Consider the following 1,529-nt stretch of genomic DNA (forward strand, 5'->3'; position numbering starts at 1 on the left):
TCGGGGATCACCACCTTGTCGTAGGCCTTGAGGATGGTGCCGAGGTTGCGCGGGAAGGGGTTGAGGTGGCGCAGGTGGGCCTGGGCGATCGATTCGCCGGCCGCTCGCAGCCGCCGTACCGCCGCGGTGATCGGGCCGTAGGTGGAGCCCCAGCCCAGCACGAGGGTGTGCGCGCCGTGCGGGTCGTCGACCTCCACATCGGGGACGTCGATGCCGTCGATCTTGGCCTGGCGGGTACGGACCATGAAGTCGTGGTTGGCCGGGTCGTAGGAGATGTTGCCCGTGCCGTCCTGTTTCTCGATCCCGCCGATACGGTGCTCCAGCCCCGGCGTGCCCGGGATCGCCCACGGCCGGGCCAGGGTCTGCGGATCCCGCTTGTAGGGCCAGAACACTTCGGTGCCGTCGTCCAGGGTGTGATTGGGTCCGGAGGGGAAGCGGACGGTGAGGTCGGGCAGCTCCTCCAGCTCGGGGATGCGCCAGGGTTCGGAGCCGTTGGCCAGGTAGCCGTCGGACAGCAGCATGACCGGGGTGCGGTAGGTCAGCGCGATCCGTGCCGCTTCCAGCGCGGCGTCGAAACAGTCCGCCGGGGTGCGCGGGGCGACCACCGGTACCGGCGCCTCACCGTTGCGCCCGTACATCGCCTGCAGCAGGTCGGCCTGCTCGGTTTTCGTGGGCAGGCCGGTGGAGGGGCCGCCGCGCTGGATGTCCACCACCAGCAGCGGCAACTCCAGCGACACCGCCAGGCCGATCGTCTCCGACTTCAGCGCCACACCCGGCCCCGACGTCGTCGTCACCGCCAGGGAGCCGCCGAAGGCCGCGCCGAGTGCGGCGCCGATGCCGGCGATCTCGTCCTCGGCCTGGAAGGTGCGTACTCCGAAGTTCTTGTGCTTGGACAGTTCGTGGAGGATGTCGGAGGCGGGGGTGATGGGGTAGGAGCCCAGGAACAGGGGCAGGTCGGCCTGGCGGGAGGCGGCGATCAGGCCGTAGGCCAGGGCGAGGTTGCCGGAGATGTTGCGGTAGGTGCCCACGGGGAAGGCCTTGGCGGCCGGCGCGACCTCGTAGGAGACGGCGAAGTCCTCCGTGGTCTCGCCGAAGTTCCAGCCCGCCCGGAACGCGGCGATGTTCGCCGCCATGATCTCGGGCTTCTTCGCGAACTTCGACTTCAGGAACTTCTCGGTGCCCTCGGTCGGCCGGTGGTACATCCACGACAGCAGGCCCAGCGCGAACATGTTCTTGCTGCGCTCGGCCTCCTTGCGGGTCAGGTCGAACTCTTTGAGCGCTTCGACGGTCAGGGTGGTGAGGGGTACGGGGTGGAGGTGGTAGCCGTCGAGTGAGCCGTCGTGGAGGGGGTCGTTGTCGTAGCCGACTTTGTGCAGGGCGCGTTTGGTGAACTCGTCGGTGTTGACGATGATTTCGGCGCCGCGGGGGAGGTCGCCGATGTTGGCTTTGAGGGCGGCGGGGTTCATCGCGACGAGGACGTTGGGTGCGTCGCCGGGGGTGAGGATGTCGTGGTCGGCGAAGTGGAGCTG

At 68.8% G+C, this 1,529-nt stretch carries 1 protein-coding gene; it reads right to left on the reverse strand.

Annotated features, from left to right (window positions below):
• The coding region (locus tag IE251_RS40415; RefSeq protein WP_189757922.1) for a 2-oxoacid:acceptor oxidoreductase subunit alpha at positions 1-1,529 on the reverse strand (1,529 nt) is incomplete at both ends.

The organism is Streptomyces eurythermus (assembly GCF_014649115.1).
Taxonomy (GTDB): domain Bacteria; phylum Actinomycetota; class Actinomycetes; order Streptomycetales; family Streptomycetaceae; genus Streptomyces; species Streptomyces eurythermus.